The following is a 23,647-nucleotide window of genomic DNA, read 5'->3' as shown; positions in this document are numbered from 1 at the left end:
CCCTCCATTATTTTAGTGACGCCGGTTCCGCCGTCCCTCCTGGTGGTGATCCCGGGAGTTATTGTGGTGGCGACTTTGGCCCCGGTTGATCTGCCGGTTGTTGACGTGACCGTTGTGGGCCCCGCCGTCACGACGATTATTATTGTGGCCGCGGTTATTGCCACCACGCCGCCGACCGCCGCGGTGATCATCATGCGGGATCCGAATTTTAGTGGTTGGCGTGTTTTCCGGGTGAACCAGCTTGAAGTCGACCTCGCGCAGGTCCTTATCTACCCGGATCAGCTTGACCTGGATTGGCTGGCCGATCTGGAAAATCCGGTGGGTCTTGCGGCCGATCAGGGCCATGTGCTTTTCGGAGTATTCGTAGTAATCGTCATCCATCACGCTGATATGGATCAGGCCCTCGACGGTGTTTGGCAATTCAACGAAGAGGCCGAACTTCATCACGGAGCTGACCACGGCGTCAAAGGTTTCGCCAATGTGATCCTCCATGTACTCTGCCTTCTTCATGCTGTCGACGTCCCGCTCGGTGTCAATGCCCCGTCGTTCGGTGACCGAGGTGTGCTCGGCGATTACCGGCAGCTTGTCGCGCCAGTGAGCCTTGGCCTTTTCACCCTTGCCGTGCTCGTGGTACCACTTGATCAGGCGGTGCACCGTGTCGTCAGGATAACGCCGAATCGGTGAGGTGAAGTGGGTGTAGTACGGGGCACCCAGACCGAAGTGCCCGACCTCTTCGTCGGAGTACTTGGCCTGCTGCATACTCCGCAGCATCATGACCTGAACCATCTGTTCCTCGGGCTTGCCCGCAACCTGCTTCAGAACGTTCTGCAGCATCTTCGGCTTAACGTTGTGAACATCACCGTGGACGGTGATCCCAAAGACGCTCAGGAAGTCAACGAAGGACTTGATCCGGTCCTCATCCGGCTTTTCGTGAATCCGGTAGAGGAAGGGCACCTTCTCCTTGAAGTAGTGCTCGGCAACGGTTTCATTGGCCGCCAGCATAAATGACTCAATCATCCGCTCGGCCAGGCCCCGTTCCCGCAATTGGATGTCAATCGTGTGACCCTTGTCGTCAACGATGATCTTGGCCTCCGGTGCATCAAAGTCGATTGCCCCGCGACGGTGCCGGTTCTTCAGCAGGATCCGATGGAGTTCACCCATCGTTTCAAACATCGGGACGAGGTCCTTGTACTCGTCAATCGTCTTCTGGTCGTGAGCCTCGAGGATCCGGTTGACCGCCTTGTAGGTCATCCGGGCGTGGGAACGCATCACGCTTGGGAAAATCTTATGGTTAACGATCTTCCCGTTTTCGTCGATTTCCATCTCACAACTCATTGCCAGCCGGTCCTCGCCCGGGTTCAGGGAGCAAATCCCATTTGACAGGCGCTTCGGCAGCATTGGAACTACTCGGTCGGTCAGGTAAACCGAGGTCCCCCGCTTGAAGGCCTCCTTGTCCAGCGGCGTTCCCGGCTTGACGTAGTGGCTGACGTCGGCAATGTGGACCCCCAGGTGGTAGTGATCATTGTCCATCTTCCAGGCAACGACAGCGTCATCCAAGTCCTTGGATTCAATGGCATCGATCGTAACCAGCGGCTGATCGGTGATGTCCTTGCGCCCTTTCCGTTCTTCCGGCAGGACGTGCATTGGGATCTTGTTGGCCTGGTCGATCGCCTCCTGCGGAAATTCGTGGGGAACGTCGTGGGCGTAGATGACCGACATGATGTCGATGCCGGGCTCGTCCTTGTCACCGATGACCTCGGTAACCGCCCCGGTCAGGATCTTCGGGGATTCGTCGTCCGGGTAGGTGGCGACGGTCGCCGTAACCACTTGACCATCCAGCGGCTTCAGGCCCTGGTCGGAAACGAAGAAGCGGTAGGTGTTGAGCTTCTTGTCCTTGAGCAGGATCTCACCGATGTAGTTGCCGATGGTCTCCTGCTTGAATTCGCCGACGACCCGCTCGTAATTGTGCTCAACGATCTCGGTGACCTGACCCTCGGGCCCCTGGTCGCTGCCCGGCTTGCCCGGCCGCAGGACCTTGACTGCCACCTGGTCGCCGTTTAGGGCGTGCATGGTGTGGTCGGGATTGATGTACATGTCCGGCAGGTCCGGATCATAGTCAACAAAGCCAAAGCCCTTGTCGTTGCCGTGGAAGGTGCCGACCAATGGCTCCTGCTTAATGATGGCCTCAAACTCGCCCCGGTCGGTAACCTGGACCTTCTTCTCCCGTTCCAGCTTTGCCAACGTCTGGACCACCGGCGTGAACTGGTCGCCATTGTCCATCCCAAAGTGGTAGGCGATCCGCTCGGCGGAGTAGCTCACCCCCGCGTTGTCGCGTAAATATTTTAATATCTGTTCTGCTAAATCTGCTTTATTGTTCATTTGATACCTCGAATAATTTTTGTAGATAATTAGTAACGTCCGCAAAGAGCTGACGGTGGGCCGAGTTAACCGTTAAGAGATGCGTGGCCGTTGGGTAGAAATGGTAATCGACTGGAGTGCCCTGCGCACGCAACTGCTGTGCCAGCTGCTCACCAGAAGCGGAGTCGATCATCTCGTCTTGACCACCCTGACCAATGAAAAACGGCTGCTTGATTTTTTCCAAGTTGATGGCCAGATCATGGGCCATTTGCTGAATCTGCGCTAACTGGGCCGGCAGGTGCTGGTCAATCCAGGCCAGCTTGGCTTTCTCCTCATCTGCGGGCATTCTAACCCGCCGGTAGTAGTCGTCGGCCAAGCGCGGAAAGTATTCCGGCACGTTGGATTCGCCCCAGGTTGTAATCGGCGAGGCAAAGACGCCCCCACCGGCCAGCTGCGAATCGTTTTCCAGCGCCCGGGTTGCCAGCAATCCGCCTAAGGACAGGCCGAAAACGGCGATTTGGCTAAAGCCGTTGTCGCGCAACCGACGGATGGCCAGCTGCGTGTCCGCCCACCAGTCATCCGGACTGCCCTTTTGCAAAATCCGGACCGGATCGCCACCGTGACCGCTAAATAGCGGCCCCAGCACCGTGTAGCCGTGGCGTTGCAATTCCCGACCGAGCATCCGAACGTCGTTGGTATTGCCCGAGTAGGCATGGAGCAGCACTACGGCTTGCCGGCCGCCCCGGAAATAAAAAGAGTCTCCCGCATAGGTTTCCATCTTAAGTCATCCCTTCACGAAAAAAGCCCCCTGGAACTGGTCAGGGGGCACACAACTGAAAGTCTAATGTGATGATACGTAAACTAATGCCAACGCCAGGATGAAGAAGAGCGCCCCACAGATTGTCGTCACAATTTGCATGACCGCTTCAAAGCCCCGAGCCTTGCGCCGGGAGAACAGGTCACCGGCACCACCGGTCAGGGCAGACATTGCATCGTTATCGTTCTTTGCTGGCTGCATCATGACACAGGCAATTAGCACAACGCAATCGATTAAAAATAAAGTCATTAATGTGTTATACAAGGAATCTTCCTCCTAATACTTACCCACTATATCTTTAATATCATAACATAACCAAGCAGCGATTGCTATACGTCCGCTCGGTGGGCCGCATTCATAATCTGACGGTAGGCCCGCTTATCGGGTGCGAAGTTGGCCCGGACCAGAATCGTGTCCCCGGCCATTAGCTTCGTTTTCCCGTTGGGAATCAGCTTATCCTCCCCGCGATAGATTAGGGTCACGATGCTGTTGGCCGGCCAATCAAAGTCCTTGATCAAGCGGCCATCCAGTGCGGCCCCCTTGTAAATCGTCACCGGCACGGTCGCACTATGCTCACAGCGCTGCGGGTGCTTGCCGATAAAGGCGTTGAACATCGCCGTGTAGACCGGTTCCCCGTGCAGCGAATCCACAACTAAGTAGGCAGTCACGGCAACCGTCGCCAGCGGCATCAGGTGGGCCAGGGAGCCGACCATTTCGGTGATCAGCAGGATGGCGGTAAAGGGCGCCTTGCTGATGCAGGCAAAGTAACCGGCCATCGCGTAAATGACAAAGTTCGGCAGGTAGCGGGCCGGCAGGAGGCCCAATTGAACCATCAGGGCGCAGTAAACCGCCCCGAGGACCGCCCCTAGGGTCAGAATGGGCAGGAAGATCCCGCCGGGCAGCTGTGAGGCGTAGCTAATCATTGAAAAGACAAAGCGCAGCACGAAGAGGCCGATAAAGAGCCAGAGGGAAATCGGCAGCTGGTGCAAAAGCCCGATCAGCTGGTTCCCCCCGCCAAGGGTCTGCGGCCAATACCAGGCGATCGGCATCACCAGCAGGAAGGGGATGACCGGGTAGGCAAACGGCGGCAGCCACTTCAGCTTAGCGGTCCACTTGCCCAATCGCAAAATCACGACCTGGTAGAAGCGCCCCAACAGGCCGAGCAAGAGGCCGAGGACGATCAGGTGCCAGTAGTACCTGGTTGGCAGCATGTGGTTATAGGGTACGTCGAGGACCGGGTGCAGGCCGAAGAAGACCATCGAGACCAAGTTGGAGCAGAGGGCCGAGACGAAGGTTGCCAGCCAAATCACCGGCGAGAAGTTATGGTAGACCTCCTCTAAGATGAAGATCGTCGAGGCAATCGGCGCGTTGAAGGCCGCTGAAAGCCCGGCCGCGGCACCGCTGGCGATTCCAACCTGTCGATCCAATTGGTTGGCGTGCATTGTTTCCGCCACCCCCTGGCCGACGGTGGCACCGAGCTGGATTGACGGTCCTTCCCGTCCCAGATAGAGGCCGGAACCGATTGCCAGGATTCCGCCGACAAATTTACGCCAGAGCACCGGCCACCATTTTTCATCGAACTGGCTGGTCAGCTGGCCCTCCACCTGGGGAATCCCGGAGCCCTTGATGTTGGGGTTGCGCTGGGCCATGATCCCGAGGGCTAGTGCCAGGACGACCGAGCCGAGCGCCCAGGGAATCAACCAGACTGGGTGGGTGTGGAAGTACTGGAAGCTGTGGCCAACGAATTCCAGCAGGTGCTGGATTGCGAGGCGAAAGAGGCTGACCACGATTCCCGCCAGGAGGCCAATCAGAATGGCGCGGAAAAGCTGTTTAGTTTGACTGTCGTGCTGAATTTTCTGCATATCATTCTCCCTCAAATTACTTGACCAAACCATTCTATACCAAAAATGTCCGGCGCGCGAAAAATTTTCGCGGACCGGACAGGTAGGTTTTAGGATTTAGTTTGCAATTGACCGTGGTGCCGCACCAGGTAAACCAGGGTGGCCACGATCAGTACCGCCGCCCCGACGATGACCGAAACCCGGGTATCCGGGTTGATGAACATGAAGATCACAATCACGATCAGCATCAGGAAGGCGAAGTAGTTTGAAAACGGGTAAAGCGGCAGCTTAAACGGGTGGTCGGTCATCAGGTCCGGATTGTTGCGCCGGAACCGCATCTCCGCCAGCAGAATCACGAACCACGGGATCATCCCCGGCAAAACAGAGGACGAGAAGACGACCACGAACATGTCGGCCGTCGACTTGCTGTAAATTGAGGCCACCATGTCGATGATAAAGCCCAGCAGAATCCCGCCGGAGATACCCAGGATCGCCGCGTCAGGAACCACCCGCTTGGAGAGTCGACCGAAGATCTTCGGCGCATCCCCCTCGTGGGCCAGCTTGAAGAGCATCCGGCTGGAACTGTAAATTCCGGAGTTGGCGCCGGACAGGGCCGCGGTCAGCACGACGAAGTTAATGATTGAGGCGGCCGCCGTGATTCCCACCTTGGCGAAGGTCGAAACGAAGGGCGAACCAACGCTGCTCAGCTTATTCCACGGGTAGATCGTGACGATGACAAAGATCGCCCCGACGTAGAAGATCAGGATCCGGAAAAGCACCGACTTGACCGACTTGACGATCGCCTTTTGCGGATCCGCCACCTCCCCGGCGGAAATGCCGAGCAGCTCGATTCCCTCATAGGAGCCGACAATGATCGACATTGAGAAGAAGAAGCCGGAGACCCCGCCGGTGAAGAAACCACCGTGAGCCCAGAGATTGGAAAAGCCGGTTGGGCGCCCGCCGTTGCCGAAGCCGAAGAAGATCACCATGAAGCCCAGCAGGATCATGAAGATGATCGTGACGACCTTGATCATCGCAAACCAGAACTCCAGGGAGCCATAGGCCTTAGCACTTGCCAGGTTAGCGAGGACCAAGAAGACGATGATCACGATTCCGGCCACCCAGGTGTGCATGTGAGGCCACCAGTACTTCAGATACTCGGTCGCCGCCACCACTTCGGACATGCCGACCACAATGTATTCGAAAACGTTGGCCCACTTAGCCAGGTAACCGGCCAGCGGATGGACGTATTCGGTCGCGTAATCCGCGAACGACCCCGTTCCCGGGTTGATGTAAATCATCTCCCCGAGGGCTCGCATTACGATGTAGAGGATCAGGCCGACGAAGGCGTAGGCCAAAAGGACTGACGGCCCAGTCCACTTGATTGTCGAGGTTGCCCCCATGAAGAGGCCAACCCCGATCGCACCACCAAGAGAAATCATCTCCATCTGCCCCGCCGTCATCGACCGCCGGAGCTTTGGCGCAGTATCTTTCATTGTTATCAGATTCCTTTCCCTATTTGCTTTCCAGATTATAGGACATTTCTGACACAAATTCCATGTTTTTTCTTATCAGGAGATAAAAGGCGGTGGGACAGAACTCGCTTGCGAGTTCGTCTTCCCACCCCCGCGAGGCTGGCTAGGCGTTCCGGGCGTTGATTTATCAACGTTCGGAATCCAGCCAGCTACCGCGTTGCAGCATTTATGGCTATATAACAGCAAAGAGGCTGGGTTAATTCCCAGTCTCCTTCACTTACTTGATATTCAAACTATTACGCACCAGGGACTTGACCTCCTGGCTGGTGGAACAATTGGTGATGGCGTCATTGACCACGTGGCGGCACTCCGTCGTATCGAGGTGCTTCATCATGCTCCGGGTCCGCAGCACGCCGGATGAGGACATCGAGTAGTTATCCAGGTCCATCCCCATCAAAAGTGGCAGCGCCCACTTGTCGCCGGCCATCTCGCCGCACATCGCCACCGGAATGTTGTACTTGTGACCGGCAAGGATAATGTGACGCACCAGGTTCAAGAAGGCTGGATTCAGCGGCTGGTAGAGGTAGGATACGGCGTCGCTGCCCCGGTCGGCCGCGAAGCTGTACTGGATGAGATCGTTGGTGCCGATGCTGAAGAAATCGACCTCCCGGGCCATTTTCTCAGCATTGACCGCCGCCAGCGGAATTTCAATCATCATTCCGAGACGGATGTCGTCCCCAATGCCGGGCTGCTTCATCTGCAGCTCCTGCTTGCAATCGTTAAAGATCCGCTTGGCCTTGCGCAACTCCTGGATCGTGGCGATCATCGGAAACATGATCGATAACGGCCCGTACTGGGAGGCGCGAATCAGGGCCCGCAGCTGGGGCTTGAAAATTTCGGGATGGTCCAGGCAAATCCGGATGGCCCGGTAGCCAAGGAAGGGATTCATTTCCCGTGGCAGGGGCAAAAACGGCAGGGGCTTGTCGCCACCGATGTCCAGGGTTCGAACAACGACTCGCTTTCCCTGCATGTTGACGATCACCCGCCGGTAGGCCTCGAACTGCTCGTCCTCGGTCGGCAGGTGGTCGCTACCCATATAGAGAAACTCGGAGCGGAAAAGGCCAATTCCCTCGGCCCCCTGCTTGATCACGTCGTTGACATCATCCGGGGTCCCGATGTTGGCAGTAATGTGGAATCGCTTGCCATCCTTGGAAACGGATGGAGCGTCAACCAGCTGCGCCCACTCGGCACTCTGTTCGCTGTAACCGGCCGCCTTTTGCCGGTACGCATTGATTTCGGTATTCGAAGGATCGACAATCACGTGACCGCTCAAGCCGTCGACCACCATCCGCTGGCCGTTCTTGACCTGCTCAGTGATGACGTTGGTGCCAACCACCGCCGGAATACGCAGGGTCCGCGACATGATGGCAGCATGGCTAGTCCGGCCGCCGGTGTCGGTGACGATCCCCTTAATCAGCCGCGGATCCATCTGGGAGGTATCCGAAGGGGTCAGCTCGTGGGCCACCACGATCACCGGCTCGGTAATGGCAGCGAGATTCGGCAGCTTCTTGCCTAGCAGGTGGCTAAGGGTCCGCTGGGCAATGTCCCGCACGTCGGTCGCCCGTTCCTGCATATACTTATTGTCCCGCATCGCCGCCAGCATGTTGGCAAAGTTGCCCGTCACCTTAGAGACGGCCTCCTCCGCGTTGACTCGCAGATCGTTGATTTCGTTTTGGATTTGCCCGAGCATTTCCGGGTCCGACAGAATCGTGATGTGGGCGTCAAAGACATCCAACTCCTTGTCGCTGAGCCGCTGCTTGGCGTTCTCCTTGATCTGCTGAAGATCTTCGATGGAGTCCGCGAAGGCCTGCTTGACCCGCTGATACTCCTGCACGGGATCATCAATCCGCCGCTTCTGATACGATAAGTCGGGCGGCGTCAGCAAATAGACCGGCGCAATGCCGATGCCGTCACTGGCTGCAATTCCCTGAATGTCTTGAGACATGTTATTTCCCCCTTACTCCGTGTACCTGCTGGTGCTGCTGGGCAAATGCACTCTTTTGGTATTATAACATCTTTGACGCAAGCGTTATCAAAACTCGAGAAACAAAAAAGAGCCGCGGCAAAATGCCACAGCTCTTTCGTCAATCGCTAATAAATTAACGGTTTTCGATGTCTTGACGAGCTTGTTCACTCAGGTTGTAGAATGAGTGGATGCCCTTGTATTGAGCAACGTCGCCAAGTTGGTCTTCGATCCGCATCAGCTGGTTGTACTTAGCAAGACGGTCAGTCCGGCTCATAGAACCAGTCTTGATCTGGCCGGCGTTCGTAGCAACAACCAGGTCAGCGATGGTCGTGTCTTCGGTTTCACCAGAACGGTGAGAAACGATGGCAGTGTAGCCAGCTTCCTTAGCCATTTCAATAGCTTCAACAGTTTCGGTCAGCGTACCGATCTGGTTGAGCTTGATCAGGATGGAGTTGGCAGCACCCATGCGGATACCCTTCTTCAGGTAGTCGGTGTTGGTTACGAAGAAGTCGTCACCAACCAGTTGAACCTTCTTACCAAGCTTGTTGGTCAGGGTTACCCAGTCATCCCAGTTGTTTTCGTCGATTGGGTCTTCGACAGAAACGATTGGGTACTTTTCAATGATCCCGGACAGGTAGTCGATCCATTCGTCAGTGGTGTATTCTTCACCAGTGGACCAACGAAGCTTGTACTTCTTGGTGTCGTTGTCCCACAGTTCGGAAGCGGCAACGTCAAAGGCAATGGCAATGTCCTTGCCTGGCTTGTAACCGGCATCCTTGATGGCCTTGATCAGGTATTCGAATGGTTCTGCGTTGTTAGCAAAGTCAGGAGCAAATCCACCTTCGTCACCAACAGAAGTTACCTTACCAGCGTCTTCCAGTTCCTTCTTCAGGGCGTGGAAAGTTTCTGAACCCCAACGAATAGCTTCACGGACAGTTGGTGCACCAACTGGCATGATCATGAATTCCTGGAAGTCAACCTTGTTATCAGAGTGAGCACCACCGTTGATAACGTTCATCATTGGCGTTGGCATAACGTGAGCGTTGAAACCGCCAAGGTAGTTGTACAAAGGAACCTGCAGTTCGTCAGCAGCAGCACGGGCAGCAGCTAATGAAACGGACAGGATGGCGTTGGCACCAAGCTTACCCTTGTTTGGAGTACCGTCCAGCTTGATCATGGCCTTGTCGATAGCGATTTGGTCAGTAACTTCCATGCCGACGATTTCCTTCGCAATGATGTTGTTAACGTTGGAAACGGCCTTCAGAACACCCTTGCCGCCGAAACGGTCCTTGTCACCGTCACGCAATTCAACGGCTTCGTGTTCACCAGTTGAAGCACCTGAAGGAACAATTCCACGGCCAACACCGCCAGCCTCAGTGTAAACTTCGGCTTCAACGGTTGGGTTACCACGTGAATCAAGAACTTCACGGGCGTAAATATCTGTAATAAGTGACATTTGATGAATCTCTCCTCTGTCTTATTATTTGGATACATTCCACTTTAATATTGTATTATCTTGCACAACTAAAAACAAGCTTTTCGCCACTAATGATTGACGATTTGCAAAAAGGTTTGCGGATCGAGACTGGCGATTCCGACCAGGGCCCCGTCGATATCCGGTTTGGCCATCAACGCGTTGACGTTCTTGGTCGTAACGCTGCCGCCATAAAGAATCCGGACCTCGTTTGCAATCTGCTCGCCATACATGTCGGCGATGGTCTGGCGGATCAGGTAGCAGCCCTCCTCCGCCTGGCTCGGATCGGCACTCTGGCCGGTGCCGATTGCCCAGCTCGGTTCGTAGGCGATCGTTACCTTGGCCACCTCGTTCTGGCTGAGATCCTTGACGTCCTCCAAGATCCGGTTGACCACCCAGTGAATCTTCTGGTCGTTGGCCACCCGCCGGCCCATCGTGTCGTCACAGCAGACAATTGGACACAGACCGTTGCCCAGCGCCGCCTTGACCTTCTTATTGATCAGTTCGTCGGTCTCATGAAAGTAGGTCCGGCGCTCCGAGTGGCCGAGAATGACGTGGTGGATTCCGGCGGCATACAGGGCCCGGGGGCTGGTCTCCCCGGTAAAGGCTCCCGCGTCCTGGTAGTAACAGTTCTCCGCCATCACCTTCAGGGGCGAACCCGCGGCCGCCTGCACCATTGGCACCAGAGACAGGGTCGGTGCCGCCAGCGCCGTCTCCTGTTGATTGGCTGGCAGCAATTGGTCTTTAATCTGGTTGACAAAGCTGACCGCCTCATCGACCGTCTTGTTCATTTTCCAGTTTCCGGCAATCATCGGAACCCGCATCGCGCTCTCCTCCTTTGTAAAAAAGCGGAACGATACCGTTTGGCATGTTCCGCTTAATAATGATTTAAATTACTTATCAGAAATTGCAGCAATTCCTGGCAAAGTCTTCCCTTCAAGGTAGGTCAGTGAAGCACCACCACCAGTGGAGATGTGGGTCAGCTTGTCAGCAACGCCTAATTGCTTAACAGCGGCCGTGGAGTCACCACCACCGACGATCGTGGTTGCATCCTTCAGGGTACCAAGGAACTTACCAATTTCAAGGGTTCCCTTGGCAAAGTTTGGCTTTTCAAAGACACCCATTGGGCCGTTCCAAACAACCGTCTTGGCGTCCTTCAGAACGTTTTCGAATTCAGCAATGGACTTTGGACCGATGTCTAATGCCATCCAGCCATCGTCAATGTCGCCTTCCACAACCTTGGTGTTGGCGTCGTTGTCGAACTTGTCAGCGACCACGTTGTCGATTGGCAGAACCAGCTTGTCACCGGCCTTGTCAAGGATTTGCTTGGCAACATCGATCTTGTCCTTTTCAACCAGGGAGTCACCAGTCTTGATGCCCTTGGCAGCGTAGAAGGTGTAGGCCATCCCACCACCGATGATGATCTTGTCAGCCTTTTCCAGCAGGTGATCAATCACACCGATCTTGTCGGAAACCTTAGCACCACCCAGAATGGCAACGAATGGACGTTCTGGGTTGTCAACGGCGTTACCCAAGAACTTAATTTCCTTTTGCATCAGGTAACCAGCGGCAGCCTTGCCTGGCATGTTAGTAGCGATGCCGACGTTGGAAGCGTGCTTCCGGTGAGCAGTACCGAAGGCGTCGTTGATAAAGACATCACCAAGGGAAGCCCAGTACTTGCCCAGTTCAGGGTCGTTGCCGGATTCACGCTTGACGTATTCGCCATCCTTAACGTCTTCGTAACGGGTGTTTTGAACCAGCAGAACGTCACCATCGTTCATTGCGTTGATGGCATCTTCCAGCTGCTTGCCTTCCGTTACTGGAACAAAGGTAACTGGCTTGTTCAGCAGGTTGGACAGGCGTTCTGCAACGGCCTTCAATGACTTAGCAGGCTTGTCTTCTTCCTTCTTGATCCGGCCAAGGTGGGAGAACAGGATTGCCTTACCGTTGTGCTCAATTACGTACTTGATAGTTGGCAGAGCAGCAACGATCCGGTTGTCGTCTTCAACCTTTGTACCGTCGTCACTAATCGGGACATTGAAGTCCACCCGCATTAATACCTTCTTGCCCTCTAAAGGCAGGTCTTCAACAGTTAACTTAGCCATGAATTATGTTTCCTCCTTCTCTGTTAAGAAAAAAGGTGGTTGGAGTCTCCTCCTCCCACCTTTTGAAAAAGCTTATTTAAGCAATCAGATTACAGATTTGCAAAGTGAAGCAGAGTCCGAATCATGTTGCAAGTGAAGCCGTTTTCGTTGTCGTACCAAGCAACGGTCTTAACTAATTGAGTGCCGTCTTCGCCTTCCATGATTTCAGTCTGGGATGGGTCAAAGACAGAACCAAAGGTTGAGCCGATGATGTCGGATGAAACGATTGGGTCTTCAGTGTAACCATATGCTGGGTTGTTTTCAGCAGCCTTCTTCATAACGTCGTTAACTTCGTCGACCGTAACCTTCTTGTCCATAACAGTAACAAGTTCAGTTAATGAACCAGTAGGAACGGCAACACGTTGTGCGTGACCGGAAAGCTTACCGTTCAGTTCAGGGATAACCAGGCCAATAGCCTTAGCAGCACCTGAAGAGTGAGGAATAGTGTTCACAGCGGCAGCACGGTTGTTACGGAACTTCTTGCCCCGTGGTTGGTCAAGAACGGCTTGGGAACCAGTGTAGGCGTGAACAGTAGTCATGGTACCAACCTTGATACCGAAGTTCTTGTTCAGGAAGTATGCCATTGGTGCCAGGCAGCTCGTGGTGCATGAACCGGCGGAAACGATCTTGTCGTCAGCCTTCAGAGTGTCCAGGTTAACACCAGGAACAACAGTTGGGATGTTGCCGGCAGGTGCGGAAATCAGGACACGCTTTGCGCCAGCGTCCAGGTGAGCTTGTGACTTTTCAGCAGAAGTGTAGAAACCAGTACATTCAAGAACAAAGTCGACACCGTCGTTCTTTACCCAAGGAATGTTACGTGCGTCACGTTCTGCGTATACAGGGTATTCCTTACCGTCAACGACGATGCCCTTGTCGTTTGATGAAACTTCAGCATCAAAACGACCCTGGGTGGAGTCGTACTTCAGTAAGTAAGCCAACATTTCTGGTGAAGTCAAGTCGTTGATAGCAACAACTTCGATGTCATCAGTGTTGAGTTCGTGAATACGACGGAATGCCAAACGACCAATACGGCCGAAACCATTAATACCAATCTTTACAGTCATACTGCAATTTCCTCCTTTAGGAAAAACATAGTTAGTGCACATGCTTAGTTTATCACATTCCGGCTTTTGCGCCAATCAATTAGACTGGTTCTAACTGGCCAGAACAATCTGGTAAGTCTAAGCAAGATACAAACCTTACGAGTCTTATAATACTCACCTTGCGGGCAAAAGTCTATTCAATCGCCCTAGAAATTTTGCATTTTCTTGTGAAAACGTTATCTTGATTAAAAAGTTCAAATAATAGTTGCATTAGGGCAAGAATTAGGATATTATAATAGACGTTGATTGATTCAACACAAAGTAAATCAGCTCTGCGCCCTTAGTGTAATGGATCGCACGTGAGATTCCGGTTCTCGAGATCCGGGTTCGACTCCCGGGGGGCGCATTTTTTATTTGCAGGGTGCTGTGACAGGTTTGTCCAGTGCCCTGTTTATTTTTTTATAAGCATTTAGGAGGCATTCATGGCGATGAACAATCCTTACCAATCCCAGCTGTGTCATGCTGTTCCCCTCAATTCAACTGAGCAGGCCATCAGCAAGTCTTTCCTCTACTTGTACCAGCGAATGGACTTTGAGCATATTTCGATCACCGCGATTTGCCGGCACGCTCAGGTTTCTCGGCCCACTTTCTACCGCTACTTTAGTAATACGTGGGAAATTAAGGAGGTTTTGGAGAGCAATTTTGTTGCCAACTTGCTTCACGTAAGCTATCAGCTCAAGTTCTTTGACTTTGCTAATCCCTCCTATCCCCACTACCTAAAGAAGATGCGGAATTTTTTGCAGGCCAACCGGGAAACATTTAAGGCCTTTTTGGTTACTAACCCCTCCCCCACCTTTATTCACAAGTACAAGGTCAGTATCAAGTACCATTATTTCCGCGAACACTATTTTTCCGATCTGGACCTCGAGATCATTGCTAGCTACCTGATCACGGTCTTTACCTACACGCTTGCCAACAACACCCCAATTACGCTCGAACAGGCCGACCACTACGACCGCCAGCTCGGAAGAATCATCGCCGCCCTCTGAGGGTTACAGTTAGAGCCAAAGTTGTAACGCCCTCTCTTTATCTTTTGGCTACGATTAAGTCATCAAATGATGAAGGGATGATTTTCATGAAGAAAGTTGCAATCGTTACTGGCGGTGCCAAGGGCATTGGTGCTTCAATTGTTCGTCAATTAGTGGCTGACGGATTTCAAGTTGCAATTGGCGATTATAACTTGGCGGACGCAGAACAATTCGCTAGTCAATTTGCCGACAATCAGGTTAAAGCTTTTCAAGCGGACGTTTCCAAAAAAGAGGACGTCGATAGTTTAGTTAGTCAAACCGTTGGTGAGTTCGGCCAGCTGGATGTAATGATCAATAATGCCGGGATCTCGAAAGAATACCCTCTGCTCGAAATGACGGCGGAAGAATTTGATCAGTTGATTGCCGTCAACATGAAGGGGGTCCTCTTTGGCATCCAGGCAGCGGCAACGCAGTACATTAAGCAGGGAACTCCCGGCAAGATCATCAACGCCTCATCAGTCGGTGGCTACAAGGTTTCTCCAAACCACGGTGGCTATTCCGCCACTAAATTCGCCGTTCGTTCGCTAACCCAAGCAGCGGCCCGTGAATTTGGCAAATACGGCATCACGACTAATTGCTATTGCCCAGGCTACACGATGACACCGATGATGAAGCAAATCGTGAAGAATTACAGCCAACAGCTTCATATCTCGCCGGATGAGCTGGAGAAGCAAAAGAGCGCTGAAGTTGCTCTGCGGCGTCCTGCCCAACCGGAAGACATCGCCAACGTGGTCTCATTCTTGGCAAGTGACAAAGCCAATTACGTAAATGGTCAGGCGATTGTCGTTGATGGCGGATTGATTTACAAATAATAGAATTAAAAACGCAAAGGCCGGTGAAAACTAGGCCTTTGCGTTTTTTGATTTTCATTTCATCCGCTGACGCCGCTCCCGGCGCCGAAGCAGCCTCTGCAGCCGTGCTCGATTATAGCGCTGGAGAATGATGAAGGGCAGTTCAATCAGGCTCACGATGACGGACGTGCTGATAAAGATTGCCGGATCACCAAACGGTACAATCAGGATCAGGGGCAAATAGGTTAAGATAAACATCAATTCGTGGTCAAACTCCGCGGCGATCATCGTTTGGATAAGCTGAGGCAGTGAACGCCGGCGCAGGTCGTATTTTTCTGGCGAATAGGTTGGCAGAAAGCTTTTCCACTTCCTTACTTTCAGCAAGCGGTAAAGACGCTGCTCGCCCGCCGTCACCCTGAACCAGCGACAATCCTGATCAAGCTTTAATCGTGGTTCAATTACGTTGCCAACAACCAGCCGCATCCCTAGTTGATAGAATGTTACCAAAAAGGTCAGCACGAGGCTCAACAAAATTTTTTGAGGGAAAATCAGGTAGAGAATCGTCAACATAAGCAGGCCAATCCCCGACCAGGTTGTCGCCCTTTTCATCAAAGCTTCCATTGTTATCGTCCTTCTCTGTAAAAAAAGAGCTGCCAATCGCTGGCAGCTCTCTTTCATTAACGAATTACTTTTCGTCTGCTGGCTTTTCCTTAGCCCACTTACGAATAGCTTCGATCTTCTTTTCTTTTAATGCTCGCTTGTACTTAGGAGCAACTGGGCGACGGCCTTGAACGCCGTATGGGTGTGCTTTACGCATGAATCTATGCCTCCTTTAATATCAAACGTAAAATAATTAACGTTCCAATTATACCGGGCCCCGTCCCAAAAAGCAAGCCTTGGCTAAATTTCGCCCCGCGAATTTAATTGGGCGCTCGTTACCAACTTTTCAATAGGTAAAAAAGCAAATTTATTTTTACTTTTTACTTCAAATTGATAAACGTTACCAATCGCCCCAGTCGTGTTCTCAGGGTTCCTGACTAGACCAATTTATGAAAACCCTTTACAAATATTGTTAAATAGGCACTTGCAAATCAGACCAATATGCGGTACATTATAAGTGTCCTAAGGAGCTACTAATTAATTTATAAAAAATAAAAGCTAACATCTATCACAGGAGGTATTCATCATGGAAGACACTAGTAAATTAAACGTATTCAAGACCGCTGCAGATTGGAAGGAACTGGACCAGCAGAGCGCTGCCGCTGAGCTGGACATGCTCGCCGAAAACCTGAACGAAAAGTAAATCTCTTATCTTGACAACTTCTGACTACTCCCCCAGCAGCGATCGGCAATTCCCGGTCGTTGCTGTTTTTTAATTTAAAAGAGATAAATCATTTGACCTTTTTTGACCAATCGGTTATAGTATTAATATCCGTTAGCAATACCAGCTAACGTGTGCTAATTTAAGTAAGGAGGCCACACTATGAACTTAGTTCCAACAGTCGTCGAGCAGTCATCACGTGGCGAACGTGCTTACGACATTTACTCACGGCTTCTGAAGGACCGGATCATTATGCTGTCTGGTCCAATCAATGACGACATGGCTAATTCCATTGTTGCGCAACTGTTATTCTTGGATGCGCAAGACTCAACCAAAGACATTTACTTATACATTAACTCTCCTGGTGGTGTTGTTACCTCTGGGATGGCGATCTACGACACGATGAACTTCATCAAGTCCGACGTGCAGACGATCGTAATCGGGATGGCCGCATCAATGGCCAGTGTCCTGGTATCATCCGGTACCAAGGGCAAGCGGTTCGGTCTGCCACACTCCCAGGTTCTGATTCACCAGCCATCTGGTGGTGCTCAGGGTCAACAAACCGAAATTGAAATTGCTGCCACGGAAATCCTGAAGACGCGGAAGATGCTGAACGGCATCCTTGCCAAGAATTCTGGACAATCCCTGGAGCAGATTCAGCACGATACGGAGCGTGACCACTACTTCACCGCTCAGGAAGCCGTTGATTACGGCCTGCTTGACGGAGTAATGGAAAACAACTCCAAGCTGAAGTAATCACTATCAATGAAAAGCGTTTCGATTCCTTAGCGAGTCGAAACGCTTTTTTTCTATCAAAAAAGGTGCAGCCAGCAACGGTTGCACCCTTTTAGTTTATTCAGCTTTGCCCATTCGCAGCTCGTCGGCGTAGGCGTTGAGCTTGCGCAGGCGGTGGTTGACCCCCGACTTCGAGATTGGCCCGCCCGGAACCAATTCACCAAGTTCCTTGAGGCTGACCTCTTGGTGGGCCAGCCGGGTCTCAGCGATCTCCCGCAGCTTATCAGGCAGGCTTTGCAGGCCAACCCGCGATTCAATCAGGCGGATGTTTTCGATCTGCCTGGTCGAAGCGTTGGCGATCTTGTTCATGTTGGCATTCTCGCAGTTGACCAGCCGGTTGACCGAATTACGCATGTCGCGAACGATCCGGACATTTTCAAACTGAAGCATCGAGTTCGTCGCCCCGATCAGCGACATAAAGTCGGCGATCTTCTCGGCCTCCTTCAGGTAGACGATGAAGCCACTGCGCCGGGCCGTCGTCTGAGCGTTGAGGCCGAATTTGTTCATCATCTGGGCAATCATCTCATTGTGTTCCTCGTACAGGGAATAGATCTCGAGATGGTAGCGCGACGTTTCCGGATTATTGACCGAACCACCGGCCAAGAAAGCCCCCCGCAGGTAGGAGCGGACCATCCACTCGTCCTTTAGCAGTTCCAGCGGCACCCGTTCCTTGATCTGGAGATTCTGTAAGATCCCCAGGTCGTCGAGGACGTGCTGGGCCGAATTGCGCAGCCGAACGATGTACTGGTTGTTCTTCTTCAGCTTCATCTTGCGCCGCACCACGATCTCACTCTCGACGTGGTAGAACTCCTTGAGCAGGGAATAGATCCGCCGGGCGATGGCTGGGTTTTCGGTTTGAATGTTGAGGACGAGTCCCCCATTTCCCAGGCCAATGCTCCCGTTCATCCGGATCAGGGCCATCAGTTCCGCCTTGGCATTGTCTTGGTGAACCTTGATGGCGGTTAATTCCTTTTTGACATCACTCGCGTACGACACAAAAATCCCTCCTAGTCATGGACCTGGTGCAGGCGGTTAATCAACTCCGCCACTACCAGATCGCGATCGTGAAAGGCCCCATTATCCTTGAGGCGCAGGAAGTTGGAACTGATCACCCGGCAGCCCTGGTCGCGTAAGCCCTGAAAATCATGGCCGACCGGCTGGGAAATTTCGTTCCATTCCTGAAAGTCAATATAGTTTTTCGGCACCGGCCGGATGTTGACCAGGACCGTGTCAATAAAGTTGTGGCCGAGGTGCTGGTTGAGCACCCGGACGTGGTCGGCATCGGTGAAGTGGTCGGTCTCGCCCTTCTGCGTCATGATGTTGCAGATGTAGACGACCTCGGCCTTGCTCTCGCAGACGGCTTGGCCGACCTCTTTGATCATCAGGTTCGGCAGGATACTGGTGAAGAGGCTTCCGGGCCCGAGCACGATCTGGTCGGCCTCTTTGATCGCCTGGATCACTTCCGGAACCGGCTTGGTGGTGTGCCCATCCCCATCGTGGGTCGGGGTCACCCAGACCCGTTTGATCTGCTTGTGAGCCGCCGTGATTTCAGACTCGCCGCTCAGGGTGGTGCCGTCCATGAATTCGGCATTCAGCGTCAGTGGCTCGTTAGCCACCGGATAGATGTGACCGCGGATCTTCATCATCTCCGACAGCTCCTGGACGGCGGTGAAGATTCCGCCCCGCATCTCCGAAAGTGCCGAGATGATCAGGTTGCCGATCGCGTGTCCCGCGAAGAATTGGTCGTTGCTGTTAAAGCGGTACTGGAAGACATCAAGCTCCAGCTTAGGCAGCTCTGACAGGGCTACCAGACCGTTTCGAATATCACCAGGTGGCACCACGTTGATGTAGTTGCGCAGGATCCCTGAAGAACCCCCGTCATCAGCAACCGTGACCACGGCAGTGACATCGACGTCCTTGTCACGCAGGCCCCGCAAAATGACTGGCAGGCCGGTTCCACCGCCGATCACAACAATCTTTGGTTTTCGAAACATTAAACTTCTTCCTTCCTACTTTGCCTTGTCCACGTCCCGGTGAACCAGGTTAACCTGGTAGCCGGCCTCCTTAAGATCGCCCGCCAGTCGGTTAGCAATGGTAACCGAACGGTGCTGCCCACCGGTACAGCCGATGGCAACGGTCAGACTGCTCTTGCCTTCCTTGATGTAGCCAGGCATGGCGCTCTTGAGCAGGGCGATCAGGTGCCGGTAAAAGTCCTGAGCAATCGGGCTCTTCATCACGTAATCCTGGACTGGCTTATCGTTGCCGGTCCGGTGCTTTAATTCTGGAACGTAGAACGGGTTTGGCAGGAAGCGGACGTCCATCACGATGTCGGCATCCAGTGGCAACCCATACTTGAAGCCAAAGGACATCACTTCAATGTAGAAGTTGCTGCCCTCGCCGTGGCCAAAGAGCTTGTTAATCCGTAGTTTCAGGTTGCGCGGCGTCAGCTTGGTGGTATCAATAATCACGTCGGCCCGGCTCTTTAATTCGGTCAGCAGCTTGCGTTCGAGTTCCACCCCGTCCAGCAGGCGTCCCTGCGGTGCCAACGGGTGGGAACGCCGGGTTTCTTTGTAACGAGAAATCAGGGTAACGTTGTCCGCGTCCAAGAACAGCACCCGCACGCTCAGGTCTTTGCGCTGGCGCAGCTTCATTAAGCTCGGCAGGACCTGCTCGTGGAAGCCCCGCGAACGCAGATCCATCACCATGGCGACCTTATCGAACTCGCCCGAATCTTTAATTACGTCGACGAATTTCTCCGCCAGGTTTGGTAGCATGTTGTCAATCACGAAGTAGCCAAGGTCCTCAAAACTGTGAACGGCCACGGTCTTACCGGCCCCGCTCATCCCCGTAATAATCACTACCTGCATAGAATCAGCCATTTATTTTCCTCTCTTCTCTATCAGGACTACCCAAGTATTGTAACACATCAAGCCGGGTGTGTCTTTATTTTGTCTTTTCTACCAGCAGTGGCCAAACCGTTGGATCTACCCAGGGACGGACCCGTTCACGACTGAGCTCCGTTTCACCGAAGACCTGGATACCGCCTTGTCGCAAGAGGGCCGCTGCCACGCCCACCCCGGCGATCTTATTTCCGGAAAAACTCCCATCGTATATCAGCTGGGTTCCGCAGGCTGGGCTTTTCTGCTTCAAAAAGGCCGCCTGAACGTGGTAACGCCGGGCAATCCACAGGGCCAGCTGGGCGCCCTGAAGATATTGTTTGGTAACGTCCACACCGCGACAGTTAATCACCCGGGCCCGGCCGGCAATGACGTCCTCACCGTTGCCACCTTGAATTTCCGCCGGGTCCCGGGGCGTGCTCATGCCACCCATTACCTCGGGGCAGATCGTCACCGCCTGGCCCAGGGCCACCAGTTGCGCCGCCAGGTCATTCTTGGCGTTGCCACCGTCGTAGCGAACGTTGAAGCCCGCGAGGCAAGCACTCAGTAAAATCATTCGATCACTTCCTTGCTATCTAGCATACGCTTTATTTGGAAGCATTATCGTCAAATAACAATACTAATCGCAAATTCTCTTTAAATCACTAAAGGAGACCAATGAGAAATTCCACTGATCTCCTTTTTATTTACCCTACTTTTTCTTGCGTGACCGCTTGGCCTTCTTAGCCGCGTGCTCAGCCATTCGCTTCTCGTCACGTTCCAGCATTTCCTTGAGGTACTTGCCAGTGTAGCTGCCCTTTACCTGGGCAACCTCTTCTGGCGTCCCGGTGGCGACTACCTGGCCACCGCCTTCACCGCCCTCGGGACCGAGGTCGATCAGCCAGTCCGCTGATTTGACCACGTCGAGTTCGTGCTCAATCACTAGAACCGTGTTCCCGGCGTCGACCAGGCGTTGCAGAACAGCCAGCAGGCGCTTAATGTCGTCCATGTGCAGCCCGGTCGTCGGTTCGTCCAGAATGTAGAAGGACTTGCCGTGGGACTGCCGGTGTAATTCGGCCGCCAGCTTCATCCGCTGGGCCTCCCCACCGGACAGGGTCGTCGCCGGCTGGCCCAGGTGAACGTAGCCAAGGCCGACATCCTCAATCGTCTGAAGCTTGCGCCGGATCTTTGGGATGGCGTGGAAGAACTTCAGGGCCTCGGACACCGTCATGTTGAGCACGTCGGCGATGTTCTTGCCCTTGTATTCAACCTCTAGGGTCTCGGAGTTGTAGCGGGTGCCGTGACAAACCTCGCACGGCACGTAGACGTCAGGCAGGAAATTCATCTCGATCTTGATGATCCCGTCCCCGTGACAGGCCTCGCAGCGACCGCCCTTGACGTTGAAACTAAACCGTCCCTTGGTGTAGCCGCGCATCTTGGCCTGATTCGTCTGGGCGAAGAGCTCCCGGATGTCATCGAAGACCCCGGTGTAGGTGGCCGGGTTGCTCCGCGGCGTCCGGCCGATCGGTGACTGGTCGATGTTGATCACCTTTTCGATGTTCTTCACGCCCGAGATCGACCGGTACTTGCCTGGCTTGGCGGAGTTGTTGTTCAGCTTCTGTGCCAGGACCCGCTTGAGAATCATGTTGACCAGGGTCGACTTGCCGGAGCCGGAAACCCCGGTGACGCAGATGAACTTACCGAGTGGGAAGTCGACGTCAATGTCCTTGAGATTGTTGGCCGCCGCCCCCTTCAGGATGATGTGCTTGCCGTTGCCGGCCCGCCGCTCAGTCGGCACCTCGATCATCTTCTTGCCGGAAAGGTACTGCCCGGTCAGCGACTTCCGAGAGCGCATGATCTGCTTTGGCGTCCCGGCCGCCATCACCTTACCACCGTTCTCACCGGCGCCCGGGCCGATGTCGATGATGTAGTCGGCCGCCCGCATCGTGTCCTCGTCGTGCTCGACGACGATCAGGGTGTTGCCAAGGTCGCGCATCGCCTTCAGTGAGGAAATCAGGCGATCGTTGTCCCGCTGGTGCAGCCCGATCGACGGTTCATCCAGGACGTACATGACCCCGGACAGGTTCGAACCGATCTGGGTGGCCAGGCGAATCCGCTGGGCCTCCCCACCAGACAGAGTCCGGGCCGACCGGCTGAGCGTCAGGTAGTCGACCCCGACGTTTTGCATGAAGGTCAGCCGGTCGAGGATTTCCTTAAGGATTGGCCGGGCAATCTGCTCGTTTTGCTCCGACAATTTGACGTTCTTGAAGAATTCAATTGCCTTACTGATCGGCAGCTCAGAGACTTCGCCGATGTTTTCGCCGTCAATCTTGACCGCCAGGGCCCGCTGGTTGAGCCGGTAACCGTGGCAGACTGGGCAGGGCAGCTCGGTCATGTACTTGCGCATCTGCTCGCGGGTGAAGTCCGAATTGGTCTCCCGATAGCGCCGACTGATGTTGTTGACGACCCCCTCAAAGGGTACGTCGACGTCCCGGACGCCACCGAAGTCGTTCTCGTAGTGGAAGTGGAAGGTCGTGTCGCCGTTGCCGTAGAGGACCTGCTGTTGCTGCTTCTTCGGCAGCTTGTTGAACGGCGTGTCCATGTCGATTCCTACCGACTGGCAGAACTGTTCCAACAGCTCCGGGTAGTACTGGGAGGAAATTGGGTTCCACGGTGCCATGGCTCCCTCACGCAGGGTCTTCGTCCGGTCCGGAACCACCAGATCAACGTCGACCTCGAGCTTGGAGCCGAGGCCCTCGCAGGCCGGGCAGGCACCAATCGGGGCGTTGAAGGAGAAGAGCCGCGGCTCGAGTTCGCCGACCGTAAAGCCACAGATCGGACAGGCGTACTTCTCGGAGAACGGAATTGACTCGCCGCCAATCACGTCGGCAATGGCGTACCCGTCGCTCAAACGCAGCGCTGCCTCGAAGGATTCAAACAACCGGGAGCGGATGCCATCCTTGACGATGATCCGGTCGATGACGACGTTGACGGTGTGCTTCTTGTTCTTGTCCAGCTCCGGAACCTCATCCAGGTCATAGGTCTCACCGTCGACCTGAACCCGGACGAAGCCCTCCCGCTTGACCTTGTCGAAGACCTTCTTCTGGGTCCCCTTCTTGTCGCGGACGATCGGTGATAGCACTTGGAGCCGCGTCCGTTCCGGCAGTTTTAGGATTCGGTCCACCATCTGGTCCGGGGACTGGCTGGTGATCGGGATGTGGTCGTTGGGACAAATTGGCGTCCCCGCCCGCGCCCAGAGCAGCCGCAGAAAGTCGTTGATCTCGGTGACCGTGCCGACCGTCGACCGCGGGTTATGTGAGGTCGTCTTCTGGTCGATCGAAATCGCCGGGGAGAGGCCGTCGATCGAATCGACGTCGGGCTTGTCCATCTGGCCCAGGAACTGACGGGCATAGGCGGAGAGGCTCTCCACGTACCGCCGTTGCCCCTCGGCATAGAGGGTGTCAAAGGCCAGGGAGCTCTTTCCCGAACCCGAAAGCCCGGTGATCACCACCAGCTTGTTCTTCGGAATCGTCACGTCGATGTTCTTTAGGTTATGGGCGCGAGCTCCGTGAATCACAATTTTATCGTTTGCCATGCT

Annotated in this window: 20 protein-coding genes and 1 tRNA gene; 4 read left to right on the top strand and 17 right to left on the bottom strand. The window is 54.0% G+C overall.

Going from position 1 to position 23,647, the window contains the following annotated elements; genetic code table 11:
* Positions 1-12: 12 nt before the first annotated feature.
* The 10 genes from rnr to gap form a co-directional block, all read right to left on the bottom strand.
* Complete coding sequence (rnr, locus tag LKE23_RS09845; protein WP_291977176.1) at positions 13-2,379, bottom strand: ribonuclease R; 2,367 nt, start codon at positions 2,377-2,379, stop codon at positions 13-15.
* Positions 2,369-3,136 (bottom strand): alpha/beta hydrolase, encoded by a 768-nt coding sequence (locus LKE23_RS09840; protein WP_291977175.1) that lies wholly within the window; start codon positions 3,134-3,136, stop codon positions 2,369-2,371. Before LKE23_RS09840 ends, rnr begins: the two co-directional genes overlap by 11 nt.
* Before the next feature lie 63 nt (positions 3,137-3,199).
* Complete coding sequence (secG, locus tag LKE23_RS09835) at positions 3,200-3,439, bottom strand: preprotein translocase subunit SecG (RefSeq protein ID WP_057806936.1); 240 nt, start codon at positions 3,437-3,439, stop codon at positions 3,200-3,202.
* 65 nt (positions 3,440-3,504) lie between these two features.
* Positions 3,505-5,037, bottom strand: coding sequence for a ClC family H(+)/Cl(-) exchange transporter (locus LKE23_RS09830; protein WP_291977173.1), 1,533 nt, complete (start codon positions 5,035-5,037; stop codon positions 3,505-3,507).
* An 89-nt stretch (positions 5,038-5,126) separates the two neighbouring features.
* Entirely contained in the window at positions 5,127-6,512 is a 1,386-nt protein-coding gene (locus tag LKE23_RS09825; protein ID WP_291977172.1) for an amino acid permease, read from the bottom strand.
* A gap of 256 nt (positions 6,513-6,768) precedes the next feature.
* The gene (ptsP, locus tag LKE23_RS09820; RefSeq protein ID WP_291977171.1) at positions 6,769-8,496 is read right to left on the bottom strand and encodes a phosphoenolpyruvate--protein phosphotransferase; all 1,728 of its coding nucleotides are present in this window, start codon (positions 8,494-8,496) and stop codon (positions 6,769-6,771) included.
* A 154-nt stretch (positions 8,497-8,650) separates the two neighbouring features.
* Positions 8,651-9,973, bottom strand: a complete 1,323-nt coding sequence (gene eno / locus LKE23_RS09815) for a phosphopyruvate hydratase (RefSeq protein ID WP_291977170.1) — start codon at positions 9,971-9,973, stop codon at positions 8,651-8,653.
* 89 nt (positions 9,974-10,062) lie between these two features.
* Positions 10,063-10,815 carry a triose-phosphate isomerase gene (gene tpiA / locus LKE23_RS09810; RefSeq protein ID WP_291977169.1) on the bottom strand — a complete coding sequence of 251 codons (753 nt, stop codon included), beginning with the start codon at positions 10,813-10,815 and terminating at the stop codon, positions 10,063-10,065.
* A gap of 69 nt (positions 10,816-10,884) precedes the next feature.
* A complete protein-coding gene (locus tag LKE23_RS09805) occupies positions 10,885-12,096 on the bottom strand; it encodes a phosphoglycerate kinase (RefSeq protein ID WP_267201290.1) in 1,212 nt (403 codons plus the stop codon).
* A gap of 89 nt (positions 12,097-12,185) precedes the next feature.
* Complete coding sequence (gene gap / locus LKE23_RS09800) at positions 12,186-13,199, bottom strand: type I glyceraldehyde-3-phosphate dehydrogenase (RefSeq protein WP_291977168.1); 1,014 nt, start codon at positions 13,197-13,199, stop codon at positions 12,186-12,188.
* Between the two features lie 313 nt (positions 13,200-13,512).
* On the opposite strand from gap, the gene LKE23_RS09795 reads away from it, so the two are divergent.
* From LKE23_RS09795 to LKE23_RS09785, 3 genes are all read left to right on the top strand, one after another.
* Positions 13,513-13,584 (top strand) — tRNA-Arg (locus LKE23_RS09795).
* A 76-nt stretch (positions 13,585-13,660) separates the two neighbouring features.
* Positions 13,661-14,227, top strand: a complete 567-nt coding sequence (locus LKE23_RS09790) for a TetR/AcrR family transcriptional regulator (protein WP_291978336.1) — start codon at positions 13,661-13,663, stop codon at positions 14,225-14,227.
* 86 nt (positions 14,228-14,313) lie between these two features.
* Entirely contained in the window at positions 14,314-15,078 is a 765-nt protein-coding gene (locus tag LKE23_RS09785; protein WP_291977166.1) for a glucose 1-dehydrogenase, read from the top strand.
* A gap of 54 nt (positions 15,079-15,132) precedes the next feature.
* Here the strand turns inward: LKE23_RS09785 and LKE23_RS09780 are convergent, their stop codons facing one another.
* A complete protein-coding gene (locus LKE23_RS09780) occupies positions 15,133-15,678 on the bottom strand; it encodes a hypothetical protein (protein WP_291977165.1) in 546 nt (181 codons plus the stop codon).
* Positions 15,679-15,742: 64 nt separating this feature from the next.
* Entirely contained in the window at positions 15,743-15,874 is a 132-nt protein-coding gene (locus LKE23_RS09775; RefSeq protein WP_263851300.1) for a hypothetical protein, read from the bottom strand.
* A 666-nt stretch (positions 15,875-16,540) separates the two neighbouring features.
* Between LKE23_RS09775 and clpP the strand changes: the two genes are divergently transcribed.
* A complete protein-coding gene (gene clpP, locus LKE23_RS09770) occupies positions 16,541-17,134 on the top strand; it encodes an ATP-dependent Clp endopeptidase proteolytic subunit ClpP (protein ID WP_267201285.1) in 594 nt (197 codons plus the stop codon).
* A gap of 96 nt (positions 17,135-17,230) precedes the next feature.
* Here the strand turns inward: clpP and whiA are convergent, their stop codons facing one another.
* The 5 genes from whiA to uvrA form a co-directional block, all read right to left on the bottom strand.
* Positions 17,231-18,169, bottom strand: coding sequence for a DNA-binding protein WhiA (whiA, locus tag LKE23_RS09765; protein ID WP_291977162.1), 939 nt, complete (start codon positions 18,167-18,169; stop codon positions 17,231-17,233).
* 11 nt (positions 18,170-18,180) lie between these two features.
* Entirely contained in the window at positions 18,181-19,167 is a 987-nt protein-coding gene (locus LKE23_RS09760; RefSeq protein WP_291977159.1) for a gluconeogenesis factor YvcK family protein, read from the bottom strand.
* Positions 19,168-19,182: 15 nt separating this feature from the next.
* Entirely contained in the window at positions 19,183-20,052 is an 870-nt protein-coding gene (gene rapZ, locus LKE23_RS09755; protein WP_291977158.1) for an RNase adapter RapZ, read from the bottom strand.
* Between the two features lie 64 nt (positions 20,053-20,116).
* A complete protein-coding gene (locus LKE23_RS09750; protein ID WP_291977156.1) occupies positions 20,117-20,626 on the bottom strand; it encodes a DUF523 domain-containing protein in 510 nt (169 codons plus the stop codon).
* A 135-nt stretch (positions 20,627-20,761) separates the two neighbouring features.
* Complete coding sequence (gene uvrA / locus LKE23_RS09745; RefSeq protein ID WP_291977155.1) at positions 20,762-23,644, bottom strand: excinuclease ABC subunit UvrA; 2,883 nt, start codon at positions 23,642-23,644, stop codon at positions 20,762-20,764.
* Between the last annotated feature and the right edge of the window lie 3 nt (positions 23,645-23,647).

The sequence above is a fragment of the Limosilactobacillus sp. genome, from assembly GCF_022482365.1.
Lineage (GTDB): Bacteria > Bacillota > Bacilli > Lactobacillales > Lactobacillaceae > Limosilactobacillus.
This window is presented reverse-complemented; position numbering and strand designations above follow the sequence as displayed.

Bases quoted from the DNA above. Each gene is read 5' to 3' on its own strand.
- rnr (WP_291977176.1), bottom strand. From the start codon at position 2,379: ATGAACAATAAAGCAGATTTAGCAGAACAGATATTAAAATATTTACGC.
- LKE23_RS09840 (WP_291977175.1), bottom strand. From the start codon at position 3,136: ATGGAAACCTATGCGGGAGACTCTTTTTATTTCCGGGGCGGCCGGCAA.
- LKE23_RS09830 (WP_291977173.1), bottom strand. From the start codon at position 5,037: ATGCAGAAAATTCAGCACGACAGTCAAACTAAACAGCTTTTCCGCGCC.
- LKE23_RS09825 (WP_291977172.1), bottom strand. From the start codon at position 6,512: ATGAAAGATACTGCGCCAAAGCTCCGGCGGTCGATGACGGCGGGGCAG.
- ptsP (WP_291977171.1), bottom strand. From the start codon at position 8,496: ATGTCTCAAGACATTCAGGGAATTGCAGCCAGTGACGGCATCGGCATT.
- eno (WP_291977170.1), bottom strand. From the start codon at position 9,973: ATGTCACTTATTACAGATATTTACGCCCGTGAAGTTCTTGATTCACGT.
- tpiA (WP_291977169.1), bottom strand. From the start codon at position 10,815: ATGCGGGTTCCGATGATTGCCGGAAACTGGAAAATGAACAAGACGGTC.
- LKE23_RS09805 (WP_267201290.1), bottom strand. From the start codon at position 12,096: ATGGCTAAGTTAACTGTTGAAGACCTGCCTTTAGAGGGCAAGAAGGTA.
- gap (WP_291977168.1), bottom strand. From the start codon at position 13,199: ATGACTGTAAAGATTGGTATTAATGGTTTCGGCCGTATTGGTCGTTTG.
- LKE23_RS09790 (WP_291978336.1), top strand. From the start codon at position 13,661: ATGGCGATGAACAATCCTTACCAATCCCAGCTGTGTCATGCTGTTCCC.
- LKE23_RS09785 (WP_291977166.1), top strand. From the start codon at position 14,314: ATGAAGAAAGTTGCAATCGTTACTGGCGGTGCCAAGGGCATTGGTGCT.
- LKE23_RS09780 (WP_291977165.1), bottom strand. From the start codon at position 15,678: ATGGAAGCTTTGATGAAAAGGGCGACAACCTGGTCGGGGATTGGCCTG.
- LKE23_RS09775 (WP_263851300.1), bottom strand. From the start codon at position 15,874: ATGCGTAAAGCACACCCATACGGCGTTCAAGGCCGTCGCCCAGTTGCT.
- clpP (WP_267201285.1), top strand. From the start codon at position 16,541: ATGAACTTAGTTCCAACAGTCGTCGAGCAGTCATCACGTGGCGAACGT.
- LKE23_RS09760 (WP_291977159.1), bottom strand. From the start codon at position 19,167: ATGTTTCGAAAACCAAAGATTGTTGTGATCGGCGGTGGAACCGGCCTG.
- rapZ (WP_291977158.1), bottom strand. From the start codon at position 20,052: ATGGCTGATTCTATGCAGGTAGTGATTATTACGGGGATGAGCGGGGCC.
- LKE23_RS09750 (WP_291977156.1), bottom strand. From the start codon at position 20,626: ATGATTTTACTGAGTGCTTGCCTCGCGGGCTTCAACGTTCGCTACGAC.
- uvrA (WP_291977155.1), bottom strand. From the start codon at position 23,644: ATGGCAAACGATAAAATTGTGATTCACGGAGCTCGCGCCCATAACCTA.